This window comes from Streptomyces sp. NBC_00859 (genome assembly GCF_045161865.1).
In the GTDB taxonomy this organism is placed as follows: domain Bacteria; phylum Actinomycetota; class Actinomycetes; order Streptomycetales; family Streptomycetaceae; genus Streptomyces.
Genome location: NZ_CP108826.1, coordinates 6,768,740 through 6,793,417, shown reverse-complemented (window position 1 = coordinate 6,793,417; position 24,678 = coordinate 6,768,740). Strand labels below are relative to the sequence as shown.

Genomic DNA, 24,678 nt, shown 5'->3' with positions numbered 1-24,678 from the left:
GTGCGCCGCTCAGCTCACGGTTGGTGTGCTGGTGTGTGCGGACGCCTCGTCGCCGAAGTCTTCCCCTCCGCGCGCGCTCCTGCCGCCGCTGAGCGAGTCCGCGACGAGAACCGTGGCGCCGCACGCTCTCACAGCAGGCCGAGCGACTCCAGGACCCGGCGCTGACCCGGGGCCAGGTCAACGGGCCAGTAGAGGTAGCAGACACCGCCCGTGCCGCTCACGACCTTGCCGGTCGCGTCGTGCCGCTTGGTGCGGAGCCAGATGTTCTCCCACTCAGCCCGCCGGTAGACATGGCGGACGGCGTTGTCGTCCGGCGAGGCCGGGTCGTTGGCGATCACGTCGCCGTCGGCCGTGAAGCCGATCACCGTCATCAGATGGCCCGATGTGCCGTACCCGGCCCCGGTCAGTTCCTCCTTGAGGAAGGACTGCGAGGTGATGACCGGGATGCCTGCCCCGACCAGCGACTCCACGTCGTCGAGCGAACCGAGCCGGGTGACCACGGCGCTCATGCCCTCGTACGACGCGGCGTACGCGGCGTTGAAGGGCCAGTTGCCGCAGCCCTCGTACTGGTAGTCGTAGGTGTAGCGGGCCGCCTGGCAGACCTCCGGGTCGGCGTAGGACGGGTCGATCCAGGCCAGGTCGGCGGCGGCGGGCCCGCGCCCCCAGTACTTGATGATCATTGAGGACGAGGTCGGGCTGCACCAGGCCTCGCCGCCGTTGTCGTACTGCGGATACTGCCCGGCGTGGAGGTTCTGCGAGAAGCGCGGGACCGTCAGCTCGCGGCTGATCCGCGGCACCGAAGCCGGGACGGTGAACCGGTCCGGAATGTCGGAGGCCATCGCGCCGACCCGCCGGACCGTGGGCGTGAGCCGGGTGCCGGGGGTGCGGTACAGGGTGAGCCTCAGCCGGTACGAGACCAGCCGGAGCCCGCTCGCGGCGTCGTCCACGGCGAAGGTGTCGGTCGAGATGGAGCTCTTGCCGTCGCTCTGGCCGTCGAGGGAGGTCCGCCGGATGTCCGCGTCTCCGGACGCCCAGCGGCCCATCACGTACCAGGGTGTCTCGGTGCCGTCGGTGTACGTGCCGCGCAGCTCGGTCTGGATCCAGGTGCCCGGCGGAGTGTGCGCGTTCCAGGACGCAATGACCTCGGTGGCCGGGACGCGGGAGCGGTGGACCGGCGAGGTCCAGGTCGCGTACTCCCAGGTGGCGGTCTTCCCGTTGTGCGGATCGGTGTAGTCGGTGCGGCCTGCCGGGACTCCGACGACCAGCCCGGCGCCCCGGCCCCGGACGGCCTCGGTGCCATTGGCGTCACCGCAGCGCCAGTCGGCGTAGGAGGCCCAGACACTGTTGTCCACGAGTGGAGCGGCCTTCCTTCCTCCCGCGTCGGGCGGCGTGCGCCGGGTGGTGGGTGTGCCGGCGCGTGCGCCGGGAGCGGCGACGGCGGGTGTGGCGGACACGGCTGCCGCCACGGCGGCGATCGCGGCGGTGAGGACGGTTCTGCGCGGAGTGGTACTGGTCACGTTGGTGGACCCCCAGTCGGATACGGATGGGGCGACGAGTGCACGACAGTGGGACAACTATCCCGGCTTCCGACGTGTTTCTGCCAGTGATTCACCTCGCGTCCTGCAACCAATATTGGTCTCGACCACTGGCGTGACCTGCGGTGCCGTCAACTGCTCCTAGGCTGGCCCCATGAGAGACCTCGACCGCCTAGCCACCTCGCTCCGTTCACGGCCCGTCTCCTGCGGGCCCGTCCGGCTGGTCGCGGTCGACGGCCACGCGGGCTCGGGGAAGAGCACTTTCTCGGCCAAGCTCGCCGCCGCGCTGGGCGGTGTGCCCGTACTCCATCTGGATGATCTCGCCACGCACCAGGAGCTGTTCGAGTGGACCGGGCGGCTGTGCGCGCAGGTGCTCGGGCCGTTCACCCGCGGCGAGGCCGCCCGGTACGCGCCGTACGACTGGACGGTGCGACGCTTCGGCGCCCCACGGACCATCGACGCCGCTGACGTCGTCATTGTCGAAGGCGTGGGTGCCGGCCGCCGGGCCCTGCGCCCGTACCTCACACAGCTGCTCTGGATGGACCGGGGTGCCGACGCGTCCTGGGCACGGGGGCGCCGACGCGACGGACCGGGCCTGACGGGCTTCTGGGACGGCTGGACGGTGGCCGAGGCCCGGCACTTCGCCGGAGACCCTTCCCAGCCATTCGCGGATCTGCTGGTACGTGAGTGCGGTGCGGGTTACGAGTGGTTCGAGCCTCCCTCCGCGACAGCGTGAGCGATCCATTTGGTCACTCACAGTCATGGCCTCTCCGTAAGACCTCGACCCGGCGGAAAACCGCCGTTCCGGTGCCTCAACTCCGCTTGACCCAGGGCCCGTACAGGTCTTACGTTCTCAATGTGCGGCTTTTCGAAGCCGCCGCAGACGCGAAGCCCCCGGTTGTTCCCCCGTGATCGGGGGCTTCGTTCTGCCCACACCCTCCCCAACCGGACAGCCGGTCTCGCTGATCGCTCACCCTCGGTCACCGTGAGCCAACCGCTCCTCGCCGCGATCAGTGCCCCACGCGCCCTTCGGCACGGGGCCTCTGCGCAGGTACGATGCCCTTCGGGCGGCACCGGTCAATTCCCGTCCGCTGTACAGCGGTTCACAGGCCGCAGGGCGCTGAGCCCGGCGGCACGGTACGGGGGCACGGTCTGTGGGGGACGTGATGGATTTCGGCATGCAGGGCTCGCACGCCCCGGCCGATCTCGCCTGGCTGCGGGGGGTGGACGCCTACACCATGGGGGCGTACCCACAGGCGGAGGAGGAGTTCCGGGCGGCGGTGCGGCTCGACCCGGGAATGGCGGACGGCTGGCTCGGCCTGCACGCGCTGCGGGTGGACACCACCACGGCACTGCTGCGGATGTTCCGGCACCGGGAGCGGTTCGGCGAGCAGCGCGGCAGGCTGCGGCGCACTCTCAACTCCTGGTACTGGCTCGGCTGGTGGGTGCAGCCGGTACTGGAGAGCCCACGCGATCTGCTGCTCGCACACGCCTCGCACTGGCTGGACGGGCGCCATGTGCCCGAGCTGGACCGGGCCCTGGCGGGGCTGCCGCCGGTCGACACCGATCAGCAGGTGCGGTTCCTGCACGCGTGCCGCGCCTACCTCGCCAAGGACTGGGAACGCCTGGTGCGTTACACCGCTTCACTGGTCGACGACCCGGTCCTGGGAATCGAGGCGGGGCTTTTCGGCGGGATGGCGCGGGTACGCCTCGAGATGTACGGACAGGCGGAACCGCTGCTCTCGGCCGCGCTGATGCGCTGCCGCAGCGAACAGCCGCAGCGCAAGGAGCTGCGCTACTGGCTCGCCCGCGCCCACGAGGGCACCGGACGCAGTGCGGCTGCTCTGCCCCTGTACCGGGCGGTGCACCGGGTGGATCCCGCGTTCATGGACACGGCCGCCCGGCTGGCCGCGATCTCCGAGGGCGACGGGTTCGACGACGCGGCGGACTACGCCGCTGTGTCGCTCGCCGGGTTCGGGCAGGACGCCGTGGACGGGCAGGGCGAGGGCGCCTTCGCGGACGGCGATGCGGCGGAGGGACGGGATCCCTGGCCGGGGAGCCCGGGAAGCGCCGGCGGCGATCCGCTCGGCGGCCCCGGCGCGCCTGCCGACACCGTACGGAACAGGAATCTGGCGCCCGTGGAGCAGTTACCGCCGGATCTTCCTGCGGGGCCCACCGATCCCGAACTGCTGGCGCGTGCACTGGCCGAGCTGGAGGGCATGGTCGGCCTGGAACCTGTGAAACGGCAGGTCAAGGCGTTATCGGCGCAGCTGAACATGGCCCGCCTGCGAGCCGGTCAGGGGCTGCCGGTGCAGCCCCCGAAGCGCCATTTCGTGTTCTCGGGCCCCTCCGGCACCGGAAAGACGACGGTGGCCCGCATTCTGGGCCGGGTCTTCTACGCACTCGGGCTGCTCGGCGGCGATCATCTGGTCGAGGCCCAGCGCGCCGATCTGGTGGGCGAGTTCCTGGGACAGACCGCCGTGAAGGCGAACGAGCTGATCGACTCCGCACTCGGCGGTGTGCTCTTCGTCGACGAGGCCTACAGCCTCGCCAACTCCGGCTACAGCAAGGGCGACGCCTACGGCGACGAGGCGCTCCAGGTCCTGCTGAAACGGGCCGAGGACAACCGCGACAACCTGGTGGTCATCCTGGCCGGGTACCCCGAGGGCATGGACCGCCTCCTCGCGACCAATCCGGGGCTCTCCTCGCGTTTCACCTCACGGGTCGACTTCCCGAGCTACCGGCCGCTGGAGCTGACCGCCATCGGTGAGGTACTGGCGACGGAGAACGGTGACGCGTGGGACGAGGAGTCACTGGACGAGCTCGGTTCCATCGCCGGCCATGTGGTGGACCAGGGGTGGATCGACGAACTGGGCAACGGCCGGTTCCTGCGCACGCTGTACGAGAAGAGCTGCGCGTACCGCGATCTCCGGCTGACCGGGTACGCGACCACTCCGAGCCGGAACGATCTGTCGACGCTGCGGCTGCCCGATCTGATGCAGGCGTACGGGGAAGTGCTTTCGGGGCGGGGGCCGGTCGGCCGGGGACAACAGGAGCCACCGCTCTGAACGGGTCCGCCCCGCAGCTCCGGCCGGGCGCTGCGCGGTCGGTCCTGGTGGGCCGCCCGCCAGGACCGACCGGACAGGGCCCAAGGGACTCTCGCACTGTGCCCGTCCGGGTCCGGACGGGCACAGTGCGAGGACCCCTAACCCGCCAGTGCCTGTTCGCTGCGGTCCGTGCGCGGCTCGGACACCCGCGTCACCGGCGGCGCCGGCACTTCCCGGTGCGCCGGGTCACGTACCTCACCGACCAGCATTTCCAGTACGTCCTCCAGCGCCACCAGACCGAGCACCCGCCCCGACGCGTCGGCCACCTGCGCCAGATGGGTCGCCGCGCGGCGCATGACCGTCAGCGCGTCGTCCAGCGGCAGCTCGGCGCGGAGCGTCGCCATCGGGCGCCAGACCTGCTGCGGGACGGCCCGCTCGCGGTCCTCCAGGTCGAGTACGTCCTTGACGTGCAGGTAGCCCATGAACGCGCCGCCGTCCGCGCAGACCGGGAAGCGCGAGTATCCGGTGCGCACGGTCAGTTCCTCGATCTGGAGCGGTGTGACCGAGGGCGCGACGGTGATCAGCTCGGAGCGGCCGATCAGCACGTCCGTGATGGGCCTGCTGCCCAGCTCCAGCGCGTCCTCCAGGCGCTCCTGTGCCTCCGAGTCCAGCAGGCCGGCCTGGCCCGAGTCCTCGACCAGCCGGTTGAGCTGTTCGCTGGTGAAGACAGCCTCGACCTCGTCCTTGGGCTCGACCCCGAAGAGCTTCAGGATCAGCCGGGCACAGGCGCCGAGCGCGACCGTGACGGGCCGGCAGATCCGGGCGAAGCCGACCAGACCGGGGCTGAGCCAGAGCGCGGTCTTCTCGGGCGCCGCCATGGCGAGGTTCTTCGGGACCATTTCGCCGATGACCAGGTGCAGGGACACCACGAGGGCAAGCGCGATCGCGTACCCCAGCGGATGGACGAGCCCGCCGGGCAGCCTGACCGCCTCGAAGACCGGCTCCAGGAGGTGCGCGACGGTCGGCTCGGCGACCGCTCCGAGCGTCAGGGAGCAGACGGTGATGCCGAACTGCGCGGCTGCCATCATCCGCGGCAGGTTCTCCAGGCCGTACAGCACCTTGCGGGCACGTGCGGAGCCTTCGGCGGCCAGCGGCTCGACCTGGCTGCGGCGTACGGAGACCAGGGCGAACTCGGCGCCGACGAAGAATCCGTTGGCGAGCACCAGAGCAGCGGCGAAGAGGAGCTGGAAGAAGCTCATCGCGCGCCCTCCATCACCGGGACGGGCACGTCGGCGGTGCGGACCAGCCGCACCCTCTCGGCCCGGTAGCGGTCGACCCTGCGGACGGAGAGCCGCCAGCCGGGGAGCTCCGCCCGGTCGCCCGGGGCCGGGATGCGTCCCAGCAGGTCCGCGACGAGCCCGGCGACGGTCTCGTACGGCCCCTCGGGGACCTCAAGACCTATCCGCCGCAGGGTGAGGACCCGGCAGCTGCCGTCGGCCTCCCAGGCGGGGTTGCCGTCCTCGGGCGGCGCCGGGGACAGTTCGGGCCGGTCGGCGTCGGCGCCGTCGTGCTCGTCCCTGACCTCCCCCACCAGTTCCTCGATGATGTCCTCCAGGGTGACCACTCCGGCGGTGCCGCCGTACTCGTCCACCACCACGGCGATCGGCTGCTCGGTGCGCAGCCGCCCCAGGAGCTGCTGCACCGGCAGCGTCTCGGGCACCAGGAGCGGAGCGACGGCTACCCGGGCCACCGAGGTCCGGTGCCTGTCCTGCGGTGCCACGGCCAGCGCATCCTTCAGGTGGACCATGCCGACGACCTCGTCGATGCGCTCCCGGTAGACGGGGAAGCGGGAGAGACCGGTGGCGCGGGTGAGGTTCAGTACGTCGGCGGCGGTCGCCGAGTACTGGAGGGCGCTGACCTTCACCCGTGGGGTCATCACGTGCTGGGCAGTGAGCCCGGCCAGTGAGAGGGTCCGCACGAAGAGGTCCGCGGTGTCCTGCTCCAGCGTGCCGGCCTGCGCCGAGTGCCGGGCCAGGGAGACGAGTTCACCGGGGGTGCGGGCCGAGGCCAGCTCGTCGGCCGGCTCGACACCGAGCGCCCTGACCAGCCGGTTGGCGACCGTGTTCAGCAGAGTGATCACCGGCCGGAACGCGGTCGAGAAGAGGTGCTGGGGGCCGGCGACGAAGCGGGCCACCTGCAGCGGCTTGGACACCGCCCAGTTCTTCGGGACCAGCTCGCCGATCACCATCTGCACGGCGGCGGCGAGCATCATGCCGAGCACCACGCTGATCCCGGAAACCGCCCCTTCGGGCAGTCCGGTGGCCTTCAGGGGCCCGTCGAGCAGTTCGGCGAGCGCGGGCTCGGCGAGCATGCCGACCACCAGCGAGGTGATGGTGATGCCCAGCTGGGTGCCGGACAGCTGGAAGGAGAGTTCCCGCAGGGCCCGGACGACGGTGCGGGCCCGCCGGTCGCCGTCGGCGGCGGCGCGTTCGGCGTCCGGCCGCTCCACGGTGACGAGGCCGAATTCGGCCGCGACGAAGAATCCGTTGGCGAGGATCAGAAGGAAGGCTGCTCCGAGGAGCAGAAGGGGAATGGTCATGCCGCCGCCTCCAGGAGGGGGGCGGCGCACGTACTACCGGATGATCCGTCCATTGCTGGAGGGAATCACTCCTCATGTCGCAGGGGTGCCCCGCGGACCGCGAGGTCACAGAAGCGGGGCGGGGCGCACCTGGCGCCCCGCTCCAGAGTAATCAAACAGCAGCCCGATGCGTCAGGTACCCGGCCGCCGCGCCTGCTCCCGCGGCGCCACCGCACCGGTCGGGCGGGGCGGGTGGGGCTACGATTCCGCGGCGGTGCGGCCGGTCGTGGCCGGGCCTCGCGAGTCGGCCAGGGCGCGCAGCGCGCGGGCGTCGCGGATCGCCTGGGCCTTGGCGATACCGGGCTGGATGCCGAGGGCGGGAAGGCTGGTGCCGTCGCTGAGGTCGAGAAAGACCCAGGCGTCACCGGGGCGCAGATTCACGTGCAGGATCTCCGGCCAGGCCAGCCGGCGCCTGGATGTGAGATTGACGACGGTGACGCCGTCCTCGTCCGCGACGACCTTGGGGCGGCTGAGCAGAGCCAGTACCCCGAAGAAGACCGCCGCGGTGAAGATGAACGAGACGCGCTCACCGGGGGTCAGGGTCTCCAGCATCAGGGAGACGATGGTGAGGACGACGAACATGACCGTCCCCACGGTCAGCAGCACCACCCGGGTCCGGGTCGGCCTGAAGGTGACCGGGAGGGCGGGAACTTCGGGGGCGGTCATGTCCGTGCGTCCTTCGGGCTGGTCGGACGTGCTGGTCAGAGACGGCAGGCGTGGATGGCCGTGGTGAGGATGGCGCGGGCGCCGAGTGCGTAGAGGTCGTCCATGATCCGCTGGGCCTCCTTCGCCGCGACCATGGAGCGGACGGCGACCCATCCCTCGTGGTGCAGCGGGGAGATGGTCGGCGACTCCAGACCCGGGGTCAGGGCCACGGCCTGCTCCAGGTGCTCGACCCGGCAGTCGTAGTCCATCATCACGTAGCTCCGTGCCACCAGGACTCCCTGGAGACGGCGCAGGAACTGCTGGACCTTGGGCTCTTCGGCCTCGGCACCGACACGCCGGATGACGACGGCCTCGGACTTCATGATCGGTTCGCCGATCACTTCGAGCCCGGCGTTCCGCAGCGAGGTGCCGGTCTCCACGACGTCCGCGATGATCTGGGCGACGCCCAGCTCGATCGCCGTCTCGACCGCACCGTCGAGGTGGACGACGGATGCTTCGACACCCTGGTCGGCCAGGGCCCTGGCGACGATTCCCTCGTACGAGGTCGCGATCGTCAGGCCGCCGAAGTCCTCGGGACCCTTCGCGGTGCCGGGCTTGGTGGCGTAGCGGAAGGTGGAACGGGCGAAGCCGAGCTGGAGGATCTCCTCGGCCTCGGCCCCGGAGTCGAGGAGCAGGTCGCGCCCGGTGATGCCGATGTCGAGCTTGCCGGAGCTGACATAGATCGCGATGTCGCGCGGGCGCAGGTAGAAGAACTCGACCTGGTTCTCCGGGTCGACGAGGACGAGCTCCTTGGACTCCTTGCGCTGCTGGTAGCCGGCCTCATGGAGCATCGCCATCGCAGGCCCGGAGAGTGAACCCTTGTTGGGGACGGCGATGCGCAGCATGAGGTCGGCTTCCTTCGTGCGGAGTGGCGGGGCAGGGGTATGGCGGGACTGGATGTACGGAAAAAGGGGGCGCGTGGGCAGGTGCTCAGAGATGGGCGTAGACGTCGTCGAGCGAGATCCCGCGGGCGACCATCATCACCTGGACGTGGTACAGCAGCTGCGAGATCTCCTCGGCGGCGGCCTCCTTACCCTCGTGCTCGGCTGCCATCCACACCTCGGCTGCCTCCTCGACGACCTTCTTGCCGATGGCATGCACGCCCTTGCCCACCAGTTCGGCGGTGCGGGATGTGGAAGGGTCGCCGTTGGCGGCCTTGAGCTGGAGCTCGGAGAAGAGCTCTTCGAAGGTTTTGTTCGCCATGATGCTGCTAAGAGTACGGGGTCTGCGTCTCCACTCAGCGCCAGGGTTCGCTGACCGTGCGCAGTGTGGTCGCGGTGGCGACGGCCGCGGTGACCGCTTCGTGCCCCTTGTCCTCGTTGGAGCCTTCGAGGCCTGCCCGGTCCAGCGCCTGCTGCTCGGTGTCGCAGGTCAGCACCCCGAATCCGATCGGGACACCGGTCTCGACCGAGACCTGGGTGAGACCGACCGTCACGCCCTGGCAGACGTAGTCAAAGTGCGGGGTGCCGCCCCGGATGACCACGCCGAGAGCGACGATCGCGTCGTAACCACGGCCGGCGAGGACCTTGGCGACCACCGGGAGCTCGAAGCTGCCCGGCACCCGCAGCAGGGTCGGTTCGTCGATGCCGAGCTCGCCCAGGGCGCGCAGCGCGCCGTCGACGAGGCCGTCCATGACCTTCTCGTGCCACTGGGCCGCGATGACGGCCACGCGCAGGTCGCCGCAGTTCTTCACGGTGAGTTCGGGTGCGCCCTTGCCGCTCATGTCTGTCTCTCCCTTTTGCTTCTTACTGGTTGCCGCAGGCGGACTTGGTGTCCAGCCACGGCAGATCGTGTCCCATCCGGTCCCGCTTGGTCCGCAGGTACCGGAGGTTGTGCTCGCCCGCCTGGACGGGCATCGATTCCCGGCCGGTGACGTCCAGACCGTGCCGGACGAGTGCGGCGGTCTTCTCGGGGTTGTTGGTCATCAGCCGCAGGCTGTGCACCCCGAGGTCCGCCAGGATCTGGGCTCCGGCGCCGTAGTCGCGGGCGTCGGCGGGCAGCCCGAGTTCCAGGTTGGCGTCCAGGGTGTCGCGGCCGCGCTCCTGCAGCTCGTAGGCGCGCAGCTTGGAGAGCAGCCCGATGCCGCGCCCCTCGTGGCCGCGGAGGTAGACGACCACGCCGCGCCCCTCCGTGGTGATGCGCTCCATGGAGGCTTCCAGCTGGGGTCCGCAGTCGCAGCGCTGCGAGTGGAAGATGTCGCCGGTGAGGCACTCGGAGTGGATCCGCACCAGGACGTCCTCGCCGTCCCCGATCTCCCCGTGGACCAGGGCGACGTGCTCGATGCCGTCGGCGATGGAGCGGTAGCCGTACGCGGTGAACTCGCCGTAGGAGGTGGGGAGGCGGACGGTCGCCTCGCGGCGGACCCGGGGTTCGGAGCTGCGGCGGTAGGCGATCAGGTCCTCGATGGAGATGATCGTGAGGCCGTGCTTGCGCGCGAACGGGATCAGCTCGGGCAGCCGCAGCATCACCCCGTCCTCCCCCGCGATCTCGACGATCGCGCCCGCGGGGCGCAGACCGGCGAGCCGGGCGAGGTCGACCGCCGCCTCGGTGTGACCGTTGCGCACGAGGACCCCGCCCGGCTTGGCCCGCAGCGGGAAGACATGCCCGGGGCGTACGAAGTCCTCCGCGCCGGCGCGGCCGTCGGCGAGCAGCCGCAGGGTGGTGGCACGGTCGGCGGCGGAGATGCCGGTGGTGACGCCGTGCGCCGCGCCCGCGTCGACGGAGACGGTGAAGGCCGTCTTCATCGACTCGGTGTTGTTCTCGACCATCTGCGGGAGGTCGAGCCTGGTCAGCTCGTCGCCCTCCATGGGCGCGCAGATCAGCCCCCGGCACTCGCTCATCATGAACGCGACGATCTCAGGGGTGGCCTTCTCGGCGGCGATGACGAGGTCGCCCTCGTTCTCGCGGTTCTCGTCGTCGACGACCACCACGGGCCGGCCCGCCGCGATGTCGCGTACAGCCTGCTCCACGGGGTCGAGGGAGAGGTCCTCGGTGTTGTCGGTCGAGTACCAGACGGGCTCGGCAGTCATGCTGCTGCTCCTTCCAGGGCGGGCTTGACGCTCGTACGGGAGCGGAGCCACCAGTCGCGCATGCCCCAGAGGACGAGCGCGAAGTAGACCACGTAGACCAGGCCGGAGAAGGCCAGGCCGCTGTGGAAGGCGAGGGGCACACCGACGAGGTCGACGAGCAGCCACGCGAACCAGAATTCGACGAGCCCGCGCGCCTGGGCGACCATCGCGACCAGGGTGCCGACGAATATGTAGGCGTCGGCCCACGGGCTCCAGGAGAGGGAGGGCACGGCCAGGAAGAGGGCGGCGACGGCGACCGTGCCGGCCACCGCGCCCGCCAGCAGCAGTCCGCGTTCACGCCAGGTGGCGAACCGCACGGCGATGCTGCCGTCCTGGGCCTGCTGCCTGCCACGGGTCCAGGCCCGCCAGCCCCAGAGGGCCACCCCGATGACCAGCAGCTGTTTGCCGACGCCGCCACTGAGATGGGCGGTGGAGTACGCCCCGACGAGGATGACGCCGGACAGGAACTGCGCGGGCCAGGTCAGGATGGAGCGGCGCCAGCCGAGGGCGAGCGCGATGAGCCCGATGGTGTTGCCGATCATGTCGGACCACAGGATGTGCTGGCCGATGACGGTGAACGCCTCGGTGTTCAGCCAGGTCAGTGCGCTCACTTCAGCGGTCCCTCCGGGTCGGGTGCGGGGCGCGCGCCGTCGGCTCCGAGCAGCCGCTCGACGTACTTGGCGAGTACGTCCACTTCGAGGTTGACCGGGTCGCCAGGCTGCTTGATGCCGAGCGTGGTCAGGGCGAGGGTGGTGGGGATGAGGCTGATGGTGAAGTAGTCCGGTCCGGCGTCGACGACGGTGAGGCTGACACCGTCGACCGTGATGGAGCCCTTCTCGACGACGTAACGCGAGAGCCCGTCCGGGAGTGCGATCCGCACGATCTCCCAGTGGTCGGACGGCTTGCGCTCCACGACGGTGCCGGTGCCGTCCACATGTCCCTGGACGAGGTGTCCGCCGAGGCGGCCGCCGAGTGCCATGGGGCGTTCCAGGTTGACCCGGGAGCCGGCGGCGAGTGCGCCGAGGCTGGAGCGGTTGAGTGTCTCGGCCATGACATCGGCGGTGAACTCGCCGCCGCCGGAGTCGACCACGGTGAGACAGACGCCGTTGACGGCGATGGAGTCGCCGTGCTTGGCGTCCTCGGTCACGACCGGTCCGCGCAGGCGGAAGCGGGAGGCGTCGCCGAGGTCCTCGACGGCGGTGACCTCACCCAGTTCTTCGACGATTCCGGTGAACACGGCGCTCAGCGCTCCTTCGGGGTGGCGGTGATCCGCAGATCGGGGCCGATGCGGACGGTCTCGGTGACGTCGAGTCGCAACGCGTCGGTGATGGTGGTGATTCCGGCGTCGGCGAGGGCCGCGGGGCCCGCGCCGAGGAGAACAGGGGCGAGGTAGCCGACGACCCGGTCGACGGCGCCCGCGGCGACGAAGGAGCCGGCCAGGGTCGGGCCGCCCTCGAGGAGTACGGAGCGGACACCGCGCGCGTGCAGCTCGGCCAGCAGGGCTTCGACGGCGATACCGGCTCCGTCGTACGGCAGATGCGCCACCTCGGCCCCGGTACCGGCGGGGAGCCGGGGGGCGGCGATACCCTCGCCCACGACGACCAGCGTCGGTGCCGCGTCGTCGAGGACCCGGGCGGTGGGGGTGAGCGCGCGGGCGTGGGTGTCCAGGACCACCCGCAGTGGCTGGGTGGCGCCCGCCACGCCCCGGGCGGCGAGGTGGGGGTCGTCGGTGCGCAGGGTGCCCGAGCCGGCGAGGACCGCGTCGGATTCGGCGCGCAGCCGGTGGACGTCGGCGCGGGACTCCGCCGACGTGATCCAGCGGCTGGTTCCGTCGGCGGCCGCGGTCCGGCCGTCGAGAGTCGCCGCGTACTTCCAGGTGACGTGGGGGCGGCCGAGGCGTACGGAGGTGAGCCAGGCGGCGTTGCCCGCTTCCGCCTCGTCGGCGAGCAGGCCCGACGCTACTTCGGCGCCGGCCGCGCGCAGGGTGTCGGCGCCGCCGGTGGCCTGCGGGTTCGGGTCGCCGACCGCGTATTCCACACGGGCGACACCGGCGTCGATGAGTGCCTGGGAGCAGGGTCCGGTCCGGCCGGTGTGGTTGCAGGGTTCCAGCGTGACGTACGCGGTGCCGCCGCGCGCTCTGCCGCCCGCGGCTGCCAGTGCGTTCACTTCGGCGTGCGGCCCGCCGGCCCGCTGGTGGAAGCCCTCGCCCACGGTCTCGCCCGACGCGTCGAGGATGACGCAGCCTACGACGGGATTGGGGCTGGTGGATCCGAGTCCGCGCGCCGCGAGCGCGACGGCTCGGCGCATGGCGTCGACCGCCTGCGGCGATGGAGCGGCTGCGGTGGCCACCGGGTCCTCCTGCCTCTTCGGGCACGGACTCCGGGGCCTGTCGATGACGACAGAGAGCGGGACCACACAGGGACGCCGGGCCAAAGGAGTGGGTGTGATCCGGGAATCCGGACGACACGCCACCGGCTACGACGTACCAATACGGCCCGCCGCGCACTGCCTCCCATCCGGACTTTCACCGTCGGTCCAGGAATTACACCTGGTCAACCGCCCGCTGGATGCGGACGGGTCGCGGACTATAACCGCCGGTTCGGAATTACACCGACCCCGGAGTGCGCTGCTGCTGGTACAGGACAAGTCTGCCACGTCCGGCCATCGGCCATGCGGGCTACCTGCTGTGGCCTGGCTCACAGCGGGTGCGACGGCCCGGTCACAGCGTGTGGCAGGTGACCGTTCAGCCGCCGAAGATGTCGTTCTGGGCAGCGTCGCGCGCGGTCAGCAGCGCACCGTGCAGCACCGCCGCACCGCCGAGCCTCCCCGCCCGCACCTCGGTGCGCAGCGGGGAGAGCGCGGCCAGGTGCCGCTCCACCCTGGCCGCCAGGCCCTCGCCGCCCGCCTGGCCGATTTCGCCGCCCAGCACCACACAGCCCGGGTCGACCACGGCGGCGACGGCTGCGGCCCCGACAGCGACGTGTCCGGCTACGGCCTCCAGGAAGTCCTCGCCGCGGCGTCCCGCCGACCGCGCGGCCCGTACGGCCGCGGCCGCCGCCGGCTCCCGTGGCTCCGGCACCGCCGTGACAGCGTGCCGGGCGGCGAGCGCGCAGATGGCCGCGCTGCCGGCCAGGCCGTGGAAGCCGTCCCCGCAGTCGGTGGCCGAAGGGGGTCCCCCGCCGGGTACCGGGAGGAAACCGATCTCGCCGGCCCCGCCCGAGGCACCCCGGCGCAGCTTCCCGTCGAGCACGACAGCGGCACCGACTCCGAGACCCAGCCAGAGCAGGACGAAGGTGTCGAGTCCGCGGGCCGCTCCACTGCGCTGCTCGGCGACGGCGGCCAGGTTGGTCTCGTTCTCGACGAGGACGGTCGCGGGCAGCCGTTCCTGCAGCGCGGCGACGAGGCTGCGGTGCCAGGCCGGCAGACCGATGGTCGAGCGGAGCTCCCCGGTGGCCGGGTCGACGAGGCCAGGGGCGCCGATCCCGACGCTGTGCAGCCGGGCGGCGCCCGCCCGCCGCACGGTGCGCTCAAGCAGTGCGGCCACTTCCTCCACGGCGTCGGCGGGACCGGGCCCTGTGCCGTGCCCGACGGGCAGCGTGGCCTCGGCCAGCACCGCGCCGAGCAGGTCGGTGACGACGACGGCGACGCTTCCGGTCCGTACGTCGAGGGCGGCGAGATGGGCCCGGTCGGCCACGATCCCGTACAGCCGGGCGTTCGGGCCGCGGCGGTCCGCGCCCGCCTCACCGACGACGGAGATCAGCCCGGCCGCCTGCAGCCGCTCCACGAGGTCGGCGATGCTCGGCCGGGACAGACCGGTGAGGACTTTGAGCTGTCCTGCCGTCAACGGGCCTTCCCCCTGGAGCAGATCGAGGGCCCGGCGGTCGTTGACGGCCCGAGCGGTGATCGAGGATGCGGGCATGCCGGAATCCTTCCAGAGTTCTTCAGCGGGTCTATTTATCAGGCAGGCTGCCTGATAGTTTACGGCCGTCCCCAGCAGCCGCACGGGACGGCGAACACGACGCTCGGGGAGGGCGCATGACCGGGGAGACCGGCTTCAGCCTGCGGACGGTGAAGCGGGCACGGTACGCCCTGGCTGCCGTGTTCTGCGTCCACGGCGCGGTGAGCGGCAGTTTCGCGACCCGCATCCCGTGGATCCAGGAGCACACCGGGGCGAGTGCGGGGCAGCTCGGCCTCGCCCTGGCCTTCCCGGCGATCGGGGCGTCGCTGCTGATGCCGGTCTCCGGTGCGATCGCCCACCGGTTCGGGGCGCGCAACGCGCTGCGCGGGCTGCTCGCGCTCTGGACTCTCGCACTCGCGCTGCCCGCGTTCGCACCGAACCTGCTCACGCTCTGCGCCGCGCTGTGCTTCTACGGCGCCGCGGCCGGCATGTCGGACGTGACGATGAACGCGCTGGGGGTCGAGACCGAGAACCGGCTCGGCCGCTCCATCATGTCCGGGCTGCACGGCATGTGGAGCGCGGGCGCGCTGATCGGGTCGGCCGCGGGCACGCTCGCCGCCCACCTGGGCAGTGACGCCCGCCTGCACCACTGCATCGCCGCCGGCGCCCTCACCGTACTGGGACTCGCCGCCTGCCAGGGGGTGCTCGACCTGCGGGGTACGGCGGAGGAGACACCGCCGCCGCGCTTCGCGCTGCCGCCGAAATCCGCGCTGGTCATCGGCGCTGTCGGTTTCTGCGCGGTCTTCGCTGAGGGCGCCAGCCTCGACTGGTCGGCGGTCTTCCTGCGGGACACCCTGGACACCTCGGCCGGTGTCGCCGCCGGATCCACCACCGCCTTCTCGCTCACCATGGCGGTGGCCAGACTCGTCGGGGACCGGGTGGTCGACCGCTTCGGCGCGGTACGGACGGTGCGCGCGGGCGGAGTCCTGGCCACGCTGGGCGGGCTGCTGGTCGTACTGGTCCACAATCCTTTCGCGGCGATGGGCGGGTTCGCGCTGATCGGACTCGGGGTCGCGGTCGTCGTCCCGCTGGCGTTCGCGGCGGCCGGGCGGAGTGGCCCCAACCCCAGCCAGGCCATCGCGGGTGTCGCGACGATCACATACACATCGGGGCTCGTCGCCCCGTCCGCGATCGGCGGGATCGCGAGCGCGACCTCACTGGTGGGTTCCTTCATCCTGGTCACGGTGCTGGCGTTCGGCCTGGTGCTGGCAGCGGGCGTGCTGCGCTCGGCGAACAGGGTGGCGACGGAGGCCGGTTCCGCCGGAGCGGAGGCCGGGGGCCCGTGGCCCTGAGAGGCCGGCGGGCGGCGGGCGCCGGAGCCGGGGAAGCGCAGCGGAGGCCCAGCTGTTCACCGGCGCCGCCGCTCCCGCAGACGTGGCTGCGCGGCGGTGAGCACCGGTAAGGGGAAGGCCAAGCTCCGGATTAACATTGTCCTGGCCATTTCTGCCGCAAAGCGCACGGACAGCTGCCAGGCGAGACAGAGAATCAGCAGAGAACTGAACGAATGGGAGCGATCATGGGCGGCCTCGGCGTGCGCTGGACCTTGCACGGCGACGGGAGGACCCCCGCTCCGGGGGCTGTGGTGCGCCCCGACGAACGGCTGACCTGGCCACGTACCGCGGGGCTCGGCGCGCAGCATGTCGTGGCGATGTTCGGCGCGTCGTTCGTGGCGCCCGTACTGATGGGGCTCGACCCGAATCTCGCGATCATGATGTCCGGTGTCGCGACCATGATCTTCCTGCTCGCCACCCGCGGCCGGGTCCCCAGCTACCTGGGCTGCTCGCTCTCCTTCGTGGGGGTCGCGGCGACCATCCGGGCCACCGGAGGCAGCAGTGCCACCGTCACCGGTGCGGTCTTCGTCGTGGGTGCGGTCCTCTTCGCGGCGGGTCTCGCCGTGCAGCGGTTCGGCGCACGGATCATCCACGCGGCGATGCCGCCGGTGGTCACCGGCGCGGTGGTCATGCTGATCGGCTTCAACCTGGCCCCGGTGACCGCCTCCACCTACTGGCCCCAGGACCAGTGGACGGCGCTCCTGGTGATGCTCTTCACCGGCCTGGCCGTGGTCTGTCTGCGCGGCTTCTGGTCCCGGATCGCGATCTTCCTGGGGCTGGTGTTCGGATACGGCATCTCCTGGGTGTTCGACCAGGTCTTCGGGAAGATCCACTCGGTCGGCGCGGACGGCAAGGTCGCCGATCACTGGCGCCTCGACCTCTCCGGTGTGGGCCGGGCGGACTGGGTCGGACTGCCGTCCTTCCACGCACCGAGTTTCCAGTGGTCGGCCATCCTGGTGGCGCTCCCCGTCATCATCGCGCTGATCGCCGAGAACGCCGGGCACGTCAAGGCCGTCGGCGAGATGACCGGGTCCAACCTGGACGACAGGCTGGGCACCGCCATCGCGGCCGATGGTGTCGCCTCCATGCTCTCCACCGGTCTCGGCGGTCCCCCCAACACCACGTACTCCGAGAACATCGGCGTGATGGCCGCGACCCGGGTGTACTCCACCGCCGCCTACTGGGCCGCCGCCTGCTTCGCGCTGCTCTTCGGCCTCTGCCCCAAGTTCGGTGCCGTGGTGGCCGCCATCCCCGGCGGCGTGCTGGGTGGAATCACCGTCATCCTCTACGGCATGATCGGCCTGCTCGGCGCCCAGATCTGGATCAACGGCAAGGTGGATCTGCGCAATCCGCTGAATCTGGTTCCGGCGGCCGCGGGCATCATCATCGGTGTCGGCGGTGTCTCACTGAAGATCACGGACAACTTCCAGCTCAGCGGGATCGCGCTCGGCACCATCGTGGTGATCACCGGCTATCACGCCCTGCGGGCCATGGCACCGCCGCATCTCAAGTCGCAGACGCCGCTGCTGGACTCGGGCACCTCCTCGTACGAGAAGAACGAGGACGGCGACGAGCCGGCGCCCGGCGAACCGCGCGACGACGCCTAGGCGGTGTCCGCGACGTCGCGCCTGGCGTGCGAAGACGCGACGCCGCGGACACCGCCCAGAGGTTGCCGGGCCGTCCGCGACCCCTGTGCGGAACACGGGGCCTTCGCCCGTTCTGAGGAAGTACGGGCGCGATGCCGCTGTCCGGGAGCTCGCTGCTGCCAGGCTGCCCCCATGGCACAGACGGATCAACTCGCGGCCCGGACCGGGGTAACCGCCGGGCGCTCAGTCGACGGTGTGGTGGCCAGGATGCGGGCCCTGCGCGCGTCCTGGCCGTCCACGGACGGGGTGGCGGTCTTCAACAACGTCTATCTGACGGTCACCGAAGAGGTCGGCCGTCGCATCGAGGGGCGGCAATTCCCCGATCCGCGCGACGCCACGACCCTCGATGTGGCGTTCGCCGAGCGCTATCTGACCGCCGTCGACGCGGTGGCCGCCGGGCGCAGACCGCCCGCCTGCTGGCGGCCGCTCTTCCAGCACCGCCGCCATCCAGGGGTGCGGCCGCTGCAGTTCGCGCTCGCGGGCATCAACGCCCACATCGGCCATGACCTGCCGCTCGCCGTCATCGACAGCTGCCGGCTCCTCGACTGCGAACCGGCCGCGCTCGAAGGGGACTTCCACCGGGTGGGCGACATCCTGGAGCGGCTGGAGGAACAGATCCGCGAGGAGCTGATGCCGGGCCCCGATCTCCTGGAGATCGTCGACCCGTTCACCCATCTGATCGGATCGTGGAGTCTGGAACGCGCACGCGAGGCGGCCTGGTCGGCTGCCCGGATTCTCTGGACCCTGCGGGAACTACCGGTGCTCGCCAAGGAGTTCAGGGACGGGATGGATGCCAACGCCGGCCTCGTCGGACGGTATCTGCTCACTCCCCTGCGCTGACCCCGGCATCGAAGGAGTACAACCATGGCGATCCCGCTCGGTCTCGGCCTTCCCCAGATGAAGCAGTACGCCATCGGCCGTGACGTACCGGCGGTGGCCCGCGCCGCCGAGGAGACCGGCTTCGAATCGCTGTGGGTCTTCGAGCGGATCCTCTTCCCGGAGCCCGCCACCCAGGGGCTCTACGGCGTACCGGGGCTGCCCTGGCCCGACCAGTACCGCTCGGTGGCCGACCCCCTGGTGACCCTGACGCTGGCCGCCGGGGCGACCGGGCGGGCCCAGCTGGGCACGAGTGTGCTGGTGGCACCGCTGCATGTGCCCTTCCAGCTGGCCCGCTCCCTCGCCACGCTCGACGCGGCGAGCGGTGGCCGGGTCGCGGCCGGTGTCGGGACGGGCTGGTCGAGCGACGAGTACGCGGCGGCGGCCGTGGCGCCGTTCGACAGGCGTGGCGCCTTCCTCGACGAACTGCTCGACGTCTTCCAGGCTGTGTGGGGCCCTGATCCGGTGTCGTACGCAGGGGAGTTCACCACCATCGCCCCCGCCGAGGTCGGTCCCAAACCGGTCCGGCCGATCCCGGTCCTGCTGCCGGCCGGCGGCCCCCGCGCGATCCGGCGGCTCGTCGACCGGGCGGACGGCTGGATGCCCGTCGCACTCGGGGCCCGCGCACTCGCCGATGACTGGCGGAAGATCCAGGACACGGCGGCCGGACGGGGACGCGATCGGCCGCTGACCGCGACGGTCCGCGTCAACGCGGCCCACAGCGCACAGCCGTACGCGGGTGGGGACCGCAAACCGTTCCAGGGCAGCACCGGGCAGATCGTCGAGGATCTGGTGGCACACGCGGAGACCGGGGTGGCCACTGAGTTCCTGCTCGACCTCCAGGGCACGATGCGTGACGCGCGGGAACTGACGGACGTGGCGGCCGAGGTGTACGCGGCGGCGCGCGCGGCCGGTATCTGACGGCGCTGCCGGGGGCGGACGGGCTGGGGCGGACAGGCGGGAGCGGACGGAGCCGGTCCGGCTCCGCCCGCCCCTCACGCTCGTCCGCCCCTCACGCTCGCCCCCGCGTCCGCTCGTCCCCTCGTGGAGGCTCAGTCCTCCGGCAGCTCGACCGGGGCTATCGCGTCGTACAGATCGCCCGGCCCCGGGTTGGCCGCGTCGGTCTCACCGCCGAAGTGGTGCATGACGCCCCAGACCGCGTTGAGCGCGGTCTGCACGGCGCCCTCGGCCCAGCCCGCCGTCCAGGAGATGTCGTCGCCCGCGAGGAACAGCCCGCGCCGGTCCTCGGGGAGCCGGTCCTGCATGAAGTGGGTGAACAGCCGCCGCTGGTAGCGGTAGTGGCCGGGGAGGTTGGCCTTGAAGGCGCCCATGAAGTAGGGCTCGTCCTCCCAGGAGACGGTGACCGGGTTGCCGATGATGTGGCGGCGGATGTCCACCTTCGGATAGATCTCGCCGAGCGACTTCAGCATGACCTCCATCCGCTCGTGCGCGGAGAGCGGCAGCCACTTGAGGCTGTCGTCGCACCAGGTGTACGAGAGGCAGATCGTGGCCGGCCGGTCCGGGCCGTCGTCCAGCAGGTAGGTGCCGCGCGTCATCCGGTCGGTCAGCGTCATCGACATGGTGTCGCGGCCGGTCGGGTTCCCGCTGTCGTCCAGGGCCTCGTCGAGCCAGAAGGGCCGGTCGACCGGCACGAACAGCTTCGACGACTCCATGTAGTGGGTGCGCTCCATCGCCGTCCAGTGATCGATGGGGAAGAGCGTGTCATCGCAGTCGATCTTGGAGAGCAGCATCCAGGACTGGGCGGTGAAGACGGCGGCCGGGTAGGTGCGTATGTCGCCCGACGCGTCGGTGACCGTGATCCGGTTGCCCGCCGTGCGGTGCAGCCTGGTCACCGCGGGGCGGGGCTTCCCGTCGTGCAGCGATGCGAGCGAGGTACCGGACGGCCAGTGGACGGACTTCTGCGGTTCCCGCTCCCACAGCCGCAGCGGCAGCTGCTGCGAGCCACCGACGATCCCGCGGTGGTGATCGTCCGCCTCGGTGTAGACGACCCGGAGAATCTCCAGGATGGAGTTGGGGAAGTCCGTGTCCCAGCCGCCGGTGCCGAAGCCGACCTGGCCGAAGATCTCGCGGTGCCGGAAGGAGGCGAACGCCTCGGAACCGCAGAGGAAGCCGTAGAACGTCTGGTCGTCCAGCCGCTCCACGAGCCGCGACCAGATCTCCCGGATGCGCGGTACGTCGCGCTCGCGCAGGGCGCGGTTCATGTCGGAGAAGTCGGCGCCCTCCTCCAGACAGGTGTTCCAGGCGTGCATGACATCGCGGTAGACCTGCGGGAGGTCGTCGACGGATGTGGCGTAGTGCGACTCGCCCTTGAGGTCGACGACGGTCGAAGGGGTTCCGGGTGCCAGCGGGTTGGGGAAGGACTTCGTCTCGAGACCCACCAGGTCGATGTAGTGCTGGAGTGCCGTGGACGACGGCGGGAAGCGCATCGCGCCCAGCTCCGCGGTGAGCGACGGGTCGCAGCCCTCGAACCCCACGGTACGCAGCCGCCCGCCGATCTGGTCCGCCTCGTACACCACCGGCCTGAGGCCCATCTTCATCAGTTCGTACGCCGTGATGATCCCTGAGAGGCCGCCGCCGATGACAGCGACCTCCGTGCCGTGGGCGGTGGCCGGTATCTGGCCGAGGCCCGCGGGGTGGGTGAGGAAGTCGTCGTAGGCGTAGGGGAAATCCGGTCCGAACATGGTGATCGGCGGCTGGGCGTCGCCGTGCTGAACGGCGGTGGTGGGCACCGTGGACGTCATGGGGTACGGGCTCCTTGCACGGAAGACAGGGAAGTCGCGGAAGTCGCGGAGATTTCGGGCGGGACGGCGGGCGAGCGGGGCTCAGACCAGGGACGTGTAGAGGTCCGGGCGGCGGTCCCGGAGGTACGGGTTGTTCTCGCGCGAGGTACGCAGCAGAGCGGGGTCCACGTCACCGGTGATCAGCTCCGTGCCCCGTCCGGCGCGGGCGCGGACGGCTCCGTCGGGGCCCGCCAGGCAGCTGAGGCCGACGAACTCGAAGTCGCCCTCGGGTCCTGTGCGGTTGACGTACGCGATGTACAGCTGGTTCTCGAAGGCCCGGACCGGTACGAGCGACTCGGCGACGAACTGGAAGGGGTGCATCTGCGCGGTGGGCACCAGGAGCAGATCGGTGCCCGCGAGAGCGTGGGCGCGGACGTTCTCCGGGAACTCCACGTCGTAACAGATCATGATCCCGATCCGGAGTCCGGCCAGTTCGGCCTGGACGACGGGGGTGTCCCCCGGCGTGAACCACTTCTGCTCGAAGCAGCCGAAGAGATGCGTCTTGCGGTAGTTGGCCAGGCGGTGGCCGTCGGCGCCGATCAGCTGGGCAGCGTTGTGGATCTGCTCGCCGTGGCTCTCCGGATAGCCGTAGAGCACCGCGACACCGTGGCGTACGGCGATGTCCGCGACGGCCCGCGCGCTCGCGCCGTCAGCGGGCTCGGCCAGCCGCGGTACGTCGTCACCGATCGCGTATCCGGTCAGGAACAGCTCGGGGCAGACGAGCAGCCCGGCGCCCGCGGCGGCGGCGGTGCCCGCGGCCCGGTCCAGCGCGGCGAGGTTCCGCGCGACGTCGCCCGGACGGCCGGAACTCTGGAGCAGGGCGGTGCGCAGCGGCGGCATGTCGGACCTCGGACGGTACAGAAGGGGATTCTGGGGACAGACCGACGGTACGTTCCGCGGCTCCACGGGGACAAGACACGACCATTGCGCATCACCGTGCGATCCGTTGCGTATCGACCGGCGCTGATGGAGATCTGTTGCGTGCGTGCGGGCGGATCCACCGGCCGGCAGGTCCGGTCAGCCGGGCGAACCCGACGAGTACCGCCTCAGCAGGGGCGACAGCACCAGGACGGACTTGGTGCGCTCGACGAACGGCTCGCCCGCGATGCGCTCCAGCACCCGCTCGAAATGGCGCATGTCGGAGGCGAAGACCTGGACGATCGCGTCCGCGTCCCCGGTGACGGTGGAGGCCGATGCCACCTCCGGGCTGCGTTCGAGTCCTCGTCTGATGGCTTCGGGCGAGGTGTTGTGCCGGCAGTAGATCTCGATGAACCCCTCGGTCTCCCAGCCCAGCGCCGCGGGATCGACCCGGACGGTGAACCCGGTGATGGCACCGTCGGCGCGCAGCCGGTCCACCCGGCGCTTCACGGCAGGGGCGGAGAGGCCCACGAGTGAGCCGATGTCCGCGAAGGTGCGGCGGGCGTCTTCGGCGAGGGCGTGCACGATGCGTGCGTCGAGCTCGTTCAGCAAGGCCGGTGGGTTCACTTCTGTGCGACGGCGTCACGGGAGCGGCGCGTCCCGTCGTCGCAGTAGACCACGGAGCCGCGTCCGTTCACGGCGGTGCCGGCCCTGGTGGCGGGCGCGCTGGTGACTGACGCACTGCTGGGCGGCGCGGCGCACCTGCCACCGGCAGCCTCGGGGCGGCGGCGCACCGGATTCCGCTGGGGGCGAACCTGCGAATCAGGAGTGATGGACCGGCGCGGGCGGGGTAGGCGGGAGTGAGATGACTGAGGAGCCGCCCGTGGTTGTCATGGATTCGCCGTTGGCAGACAGTGCCACGGCGCGTGATGTCGCCAGTAGATTTCTGTCCCAGCACTGCCCCTGGGCCGACGTCGACGCTGTCCTGCTCGTGATCACCGAGCTGGTCGCCAACGCCGCCCGTCACACTGCGGGCTGGTGGCGGCTGCGGCTGAGCACGGAGGCGGAGGTGCTGGTGGTGGAGATGGACGACGCCAGCCCGGCGCATCCCGTCGCCCGTGAGCCGGATTTCTCGGGAGGCGGCGGTTTCGGGTGGCACATGGTGCTGCGTCTCGCCGGTCAGGTCGAGGTCAGGCCGCGCCCGTGCGGCAAGACGGTCCGGGCGGTCTGGTCGCGCCCCGTGGCGGGTCCTGCGGTCGGCTGAGGCAGCGCCGCCGCTGAGTCCCTGAGAGGTGCGTGCGTCGGCCGGGGCTCCGGGGCGACGCACGCGGGCCGGGCGCCTGCCGGTACGGGGAGCGACAGCAGGCGCCTGCCTTCCCTGTCCGGGCTTCCCTGTCCGGGCGGCATCACTCCTGGCCGAGCAGCCCCGTCCGCAGCTGTGCGGTGATCCGCGACAGCAGCCGGGAGACATGCATCTGCGAGATGCCCAGTTCGGCCCCGATCTCCGACTGGGTCAGCTCGTCTCCGTACCGCATCCGGAGAATCGCCCGGTCCCTGGTGCCGAGCCGGGCGATCAGGGGTTTGAGCACCGTGATGTTCTCGACGAGGTCCAGGCCGCTGTCCGGCCCGCCCAGCCGGTCCGCGAGTGTCCTGGCGCCGCTCTCGGCTCCGCTGTCGATGGTGGATTCGATCGAGCCGGCGGTGTAGCCGTTGGCCGCGACCAGCCCTTCGACGACATCCTCCTCGTCCATGCCGAGGTGGCGGGCCAGTTCGGCGGGCGTGGGGGAACGGTTCAGCCCCCGGAACAGCTCGTCGGATGCCTTGGCCAGTGTGATCCGCAGCTCCTGGAGGCGGCGCGGGACGTGCACGGACCAGCTGGTGTCCCGTAGGTAGCGCTTGATCTCGCCGACGATGCAGGGCATCGCGAACGTCGCGAACTCCACTTCGCGGGAGAGCTCGAACCGGTCGATCGCCTTGATCAGCCCGATGGTGCCGACCTGGAGGATGTCCTCCATCTGGTCGGAGCGGCTGCGGAAGCGGGTGGCCGCGAACCGGACCAGCGAGAGGTTCAGCTCGATCAGGGTGTTGCGCGCGTACTGGTGGGCGTGCGTGCCCTCATCGGCCGTGCCGAGTGCGTCGAAGAAGAGCCGGGAGAGTTCGCGGGCGTCGTTCGGCGCGACCCTCGACGGGGCCGGCACGTACGGGAGTTCTCCGC

23 protein-coding genes and 1 riboswitch are annotated in these 24,678 nt (G+C 71.0%); of the genes, 7 read left to right on the top strand and 16 right to left on the bottom strand.

Going from position 1 to position 24,678, the window contains the following annotated elements; all coding sequences use genetic code 11:
- Nucleotides 1-128: 128 nt before the first annotated feature.
- On the bottom strand, nucleotides 129-1,517 hold the full coding sequence (locus OG584_RS29975; protein WP_405782496.1) for a peptidase C39 family protein: 1,389 nt from the start codon (nucleotides 1,515-1,517) through the stop codon (nucleotides 129-131).
- A 172-nt stretch (nucleotides 1,518-1,689) separates the two neighbouring features.
- Between OG584_RS29975 and OG584_RS29970 the strand changes: the two genes are divergently transcribed.
- Nucleotides 1,690-2,271: a uridine kinase gene (locus OG584_RS29970; protein ID WP_405782494.1), complete on the top strand. Its 582-nt coding sequence runs from the start codon at nucleotides 1,690-1,692 to the stop codon at nucleotides 2,269-2,271.
- 442 nt (nucleotides 2,272-2,713) lie between these two features.
- The gene (locus OG584_RS29965; protein WP_405782493.1) at nucleotides 2,714-4,603 is read left to right on the top strand and encodes an AAA family ATPase; all 1,890 of its coding nucleotides are present in this window, start codon (nucleotides 2,714-2,716) and stop codon (nucleotides 4,601-4,603) included.
- A 137-nt stretch (nucleotides 4,604-4,740) separates the two neighbouring features.
- Here the strand turns inward: OG584_RS29965 and OG584_RS29960 are convergent, their stop codons facing one another.
- From OG584_RS29960 to OG584_RS29910, 11 genes are all read right to left on the bottom strand, one after another.
- Nucleotides 4,741-5,841, bottom strand: coding sequence for a hemolysin family protein (locus OG584_RS29960; protein WP_405782491.1), 1,101 nt, complete (start codon nucleotides 5,839-5,841; stop codon nucleotides 4,741-4,743).
- Nucleotides 5,838-7,181: a hemolysin family protein gene (locus tag OG584_RS29955; RefSeq protein WP_405782489.1), complete on the bottom strand. Its 1,344-nt coding sequence runs from the start codon at nucleotides 7,179-7,181 to the stop codon at nucleotides 5,838-5,840. The genes OG584_RS29960 and OG584_RS29955 overlap by 4 nt, the downstream gene beginning before the upstream one ends.
- A 237-nt stretch (nucleotides 7,182-7,418) precedes the next feature.
- Complete coding sequence (locus OG584_RS29950; protein ID WP_405782488.1) at nucleotides 7,419-7,886, bottom strand: PH domain-containing protein; 468 nt, start codon at nucleotides 7,884-7,886, stop codon at nucleotides 7,419-7,421.
- A 35-nt stretch (nucleotides 7,887-7,921) separates the two neighbouring features.
- Nucleotides 7,922-8,770, bottom strand: coding sequence for an ATP phosphoribosyltransferase (gene hisG, locus OG584_RS29945; protein WP_405782486.1), 849 nt, complete (start codon nucleotides 8,768-8,770; stop codon nucleotides 7,922-7,924).
- 85 nt (nucleotides 8,771-8,855) lie between these two features.
- Nucleotides 8,856-9,128 carry a phosphoribosyl-ATP diphosphatase gene (locus OG584_RS29940; protein ID WP_164266345.1) on the bottom strand — a complete coding sequence of 91 codons (273 nt, stop codon included), beginning with the start codon at nucleotides 9,126-9,128 and terminating at the stop codon, nucleotides 8,856-8,858.
- Nucleotides 9,129-9,162: 34 nt separating this feature from the next.
- On the bottom strand, nucleotides 9,163-9,648 hold the full coding sequence (gene ribH / locus OG584_RS29935; RefSeq protein ID WP_405782484.1) for a 6,7-dimethyl-8-ribityllumazine synthase: 486 nt from the start codon (nucleotides 9,646-9,648) through the stop codon (nucleotides 9,163-9,165).
- Nucleotides 9,649-9,670: 22 nt separating this feature from the next.
- The gene (locus tag OG584_RS29930; protein ID WP_405782483.1) at nucleotides 9,671-10,954 is read right to left on the bottom strand and encodes a bifunctional 3,4-dihydroxy-2-butanone-4-phosphate synthase/GTP cyclohydrolase II; all 1,284 of its coding nucleotides are present in this window, start codon (nucleotides 10,952-10,954) and stop codon (nucleotides 9,671-9,673) included.
- Nucleotides 10,951-11,604, bottom strand: a complete 654-nt coding sequence (locus OG584_RS29925; protein WP_405782481.1) for a nicotinamide riboside transporter PnuC — start codon at nucleotides 11,602-11,604, stop codon at nucleotides 10,951-10,953. The genes OG584_RS29930 and OG584_RS29925 overlap by 4 nt, the downstream gene beginning before the upstream one ends.
- The gene (locus OG584_RS29920; RefSeq protein WP_405782479.1) at nucleotides 11,601-12,230 is read right to left on the bottom strand and encodes a riboflavin synthase; all 630 of its coding nucleotides are present in this window, start codon (nucleotides 12,228-12,230) and stop codon (nucleotides 11,601-11,603) included. Before OG584_RS29920 ends, OG584_RS29925 begins: the two co-directional genes overlap by 4 nt.
- A 5-nt stretch (nucleotides 12,231-12,235) precedes the next feature.
- Entirely contained in the window at nucleotides 12,236-13,300 is a 1,065-nt protein-coding gene (gene ribD / locus OG584_RS29915; RefSeq protein ID WP_405784355.1) for a bifunctional diaminohydroxyphosphoribosylaminopyrimidine deaminase/5-amino-6-(5-phosphoribosylamino)uracil reductase RibD, read from the bottom strand.
- A 191-nt stretch (nucleotides 13,301-13,491) separates the two neighbouring features.
- Nucleotides 13,492-13,622, bottom strand: a riboswitch (FMN riboswitch).
- A gap of 114 nt (nucleotides 13,623-13,736) precedes the next feature.
- Nucleotides 13,737-14,912, bottom strand: a complete 1,176-nt coding sequence (locus OG584_RS29910) for an ROK family transcriptional regulator (RefSeq protein WP_405782477.1) — start codon at nucleotides 14,910-14,912, stop codon at nucleotides 13,737-13,739.
- Nucleotides 14,913-15,028: 116 nt separating this feature from the next.
- Between OG584_RS29910 and OG584_RS29905 the strand changes: the two genes are divergently transcribed.
- The 4 genes from OG584_RS29905 (at nucleotide 15,029) to OG584_RS29890 (ending at nucleotide 19,725) form a co-directional block, all read left to right on the top strand.
- Nucleotides 15,029-16,243 carry an MFS transporter gene (locus OG584_RS29905; protein ID WP_405782476.1) on the top strand — a complete coding sequence of 405 codons (1,215 nt, stop codon included), beginning with the start codon at nucleotides 15,029-15,031 and terminating at the stop codon, nucleotides 16,241-16,243.
- Nucleotides 16,244-16,455: 212 nt separating this feature from the next.
- On the top strand, nucleotides 16,456-17,889 hold the full coding sequence (locus tag OG584_RS29900) for a uracil-xanthine permease family protein (RefSeq protein WP_405782474.1): 1,434 nt from the start codon (nucleotides 16,456-16,458) through the stop codon (nucleotides 17,887-17,889).
- A 171-nt stretch (nucleotides 17,890-18,060) separates the two neighbouring features.
- Nucleotides 18,061-18,768: a DUF5995 family protein gene (locus tag OG584_RS29895; RefSeq protein ID WP_405782473.1), complete on the top strand. Its 708-nt coding sequence runs from the start codon at nucleotides 18,061-18,063 to the stop codon at nucleotides 18,766-18,768.
- 24 nt (nucleotides 18,769-18,792) lie between these two features.
- A complete protein-coding gene (locus OG584_RS29890) occupies nucleotides 18,793-19,725 on the top strand; it encodes an LLM class F420-dependent oxidoreductase (protein WP_405782471.1) in 933 nt (310 codons plus the stop codon).
- A 131-nt stretch (nucleotides 19,726-19,856) separates the two neighbouring features.
- Here OG584_RS29890 and OG584_RS29885 read toward each other — a convergent pair whose 3' ends face one another.
- From OG584_RS29885 to OG584_RS29875, 3 genes are all read right to left on the bottom strand, one after another.
- Nucleotides 19,857-21,566, bottom strand: a complete 1,710-nt coding sequence (locus OG584_RS29885; protein ID WP_405782469.1) for a flavin monoamine oxidase family protein — start codon at nucleotides 21,564-21,566, stop codon at nucleotides 19,857-19,859.
- A gap of 81 nt (nucleotides 21,567-21,647) precedes the next feature.
- Complete coding sequence (locus tag OG584_RS29880) at nucleotides 21,648-22,445, bottom strand: carbon-nitrogen hydrolase family protein (RefSeq protein ID WP_405782467.1); 798 nt, start codon at nucleotides 22,443-22,445, stop codon at nucleotides 21,648-21,650.
- 177 nt (nucleotides 22,446-22,622) lie between these two features.
- Nucleotides 22,623-23,075 (bottom strand): Lrp/AsnC family transcriptional regulator, encoded by a 453-nt coding sequence (locus OG584_RS29875; RefSeq protein WP_405782466.1) that lies wholly within the window; start codon nucleotides 23,073-23,075, stop codon nucleotides 22,623-22,625.
- A gap of 280 nt (nucleotides 23,076-23,355) precedes the next feature.
- On the opposite strand from OG584_RS29875, the gene OG584_RS29870 reads away from it, so the two are divergent.
- Complete coding sequence (locus OG584_RS29870; protein ID WP_405784353.1) at nucleotides 23,356-23,727, top strand: ATP-binding protein; 372 nt, start codon at nucleotides 23,356-23,358, stop codon at nucleotides 23,725-23,727.
- Nucleotides 23,728-23,869: 142 nt separating this feature from the next.
- Here the strand turns inward: OG584_RS29870 and OG584_RS29865 are convergent, their stop codons facing one another.
- Nucleotides 23,870-24,661, bottom strand: a complete 792-nt coding sequence (locus OG584_RS29865; protein ID WP_405784351.1) for a SigB/SigF/SigG family RNA polymerase sigma factor — start codon at nucleotides 24,659-24,661, stop codon at nucleotides 23,870-23,872.
- Nucleotides 24,662-24,678 lie beyond the last annotated feature (17 nt).

Bases quoted from the DNA above. Each gene is read 5' to 3' on its own strand.
- OG584_RS29970 (WP_405782494.1), top strand. From the start codon at position 1,690: ATGAGAGACCTCGACCGCCTAGCCACCTCGCTCCGTTCACGGCCCGTC.
- OG584_RS29900 (WP_405782474.1), top strand. From the start codon at position 16,456: ATGGGAGCGATCATGGGCGGCCTCGGCGTGCGCTGGACCTTGCACGGC.
- OG584_RS29910 (WP_405782477.1), bottom strand. From the start codon at position 14,912: ATGCCCGCATCCTCGATCACCGCTCGGGCCGTCAACGACCGCCGGGCC.
- OG584_RS29895 (WP_405782473.1), top strand. From the start codon at position 18,061: ATGGCACAGACGGATCAACTCGCGGCCCGGACCGGGGTAACCGCCGGG.
- OG584_RS29950 (WP_405782488.1), bottom strand. From the start codon at position 7,886: ATGACCGCCCCCGAAGTTCCCGCCCTCCCGGTCACCTTCAGGCCGACC.
- OG584_RS29890 (WP_405782471.1), top strand. From the start codon at position 18,793: ATGGCGATCCCGCTCGGTCTCGGCCTTCCCCAGATGAAGCAGTACGCC.
- OG584_RS29940 (WP_164266345.1), bottom strand. From the start codon at position 9,128: ATGGCGAACAAAACCTTCGAAGAGCTCTTCTCCGAGCTCCAGCTCAAG.
- OG584_RS29955 (WP_405782489.1), bottom strand. From the start codon at position 7,181: ATGACCATTCCCCTTCTGCTCCTCGGAGCAGCCTTCCTTCTGATCCTC.
- ribD (WP_405784355.1), bottom strand. From the start codon at position 13,300: ATGCGCCGAGCCGTCGCGCTCGCGGCGCGCGGACTCGGATCCACCAGC.
- hisG (WP_405782486.1), bottom strand. From the start codon at position 8,770: ATGCTGCGCATCGCCGTCCCCAACAAGGGTTCACTCTCCGGGCCTGCG.
- OG584_RS29905 (WP_405782476.1), top strand. From the start codon at position 15,029: ATGACCGGGGAGACCGGCTTCAGCCTGCGGACGGTGAAGCGGGCACGG.
- ribH (WP_405782484.1), bottom strand. From the start codon at position 9,648: ATGAGCGGCAAGGGCGCACCCGAACTCACCGTGAAGAACTGCGGCGAC.
- OG584_RS29930 (WP_405782483.1), bottom strand. From the start codon at position 10,954: ATGACTGCCGAGCCCGTCTGGTACTCGACCGACAACACCGAGGACCTC.
- OG584_RS29880 (WP_405782467.1), bottom strand. From the start codon at position 22,445: ATGCCGCCGCTGCGCACCGCCCTGCTCCAGAGTTCCGGCCGTCCGGGC.
- OG584_RS29960 (WP_405782491.1), bottom strand. From the start codon at position 5,841: ATGAGCTTCTTCCAGCTCCTCTTCGCCGCTGCTCTGGTGCTCGCCAAC.
- OG584_RS29885 (WP_405782469.1), bottom strand. From the start codon at position 21,566: ATGACGTCCACGGTGCCCACCACCGCCGTTCAGCACGGCGACGCCCAG.
- OG584_RS29870 (WP_405784353.1), top strand. From the start codon at position 23,356: ATGGATTCGCCGTTGGCAGACAGTGCCACGGCGCGTGATGTCGCCAGT.
- OG584_RS29965 (WP_405782493.1), top strand. From the start codon at position 2,714: ATGCAGGGCTCGCACGCCCCGGCCGATCTCGCCTGGCTGCGGGGGGTG.